The 630-nt window shown below is 42.5% G+C and carries 1 protein-coding gene; it reads left to right on the plus strand.

The annotated features are described in order from the left end of the window. The first annotated feature begins 249 nt into the window (after positions 1-249). Positions 250-615: a hypothetical protein gene (locus AC1D0I_RS32870; RefSeq protein ID WP_126070466.1), complete on the plus strand. Its 366-nt coding sequence runs from the start codon at positions 250-252 to the stop codon at positions 613-615. The last annotated feature ends 15 nt before the right edge of the window (positions 616-630 follow it).

Raw genomic sequence — 630 nt, forward strand, 5'->3', positions numbered from 1 at the left:
CCTCACCCCTAATATGGACGCAGAATTGGACCGGCTATCAAAGCTGGGGTGGAAGGTGACTGACACGCTTTCATCTGAATTCTCTAGAGAGGTAAAGATGGACATGGAGCCGTCCATTGGATTTCCCATAGAGCTGATGGAAGTAAAAATCAGAGATAAATAACGCATATTAGCCGACTACATCACTGGGTTAATTCTTATATTTAACAATCGCGAACAGAGCACGAAATTAAGAGGGCATATAGTCAAATGGCGTACATTGAAATTTTCCCTAAATCCACTGAAACACAGCAACGCTTGGCCGACCACAGCGCCCCGATGATGGACATCCTTTACCAGGCCACAAAAAGGATTCTCAACGTTCCTGATCACGATATCATCATCGAGTTAAATCAGTGTACAGCAATAGAATTTAATTCCTTGGCAGTGCAGTCTTCCGCAGTTCCAGATGTCGTAATAAAGATTTCAACCAGTGACCATGATTTACAGCAAAAGTTTCAATCTCTATGCGATCTCATCGTGAGAAAATGGAGCGCACAATTCGGGAATACACTCAAATTAGAAATTTGGATAAACTTGATTGATACGTGGGGCTGCAACATAGACCTCAATTAGAATGAAGCAACGCTC

The sequence above is a fragment of the Mesorhizobium sp. P2_D1 genome, from assembly GCF_056404455.1.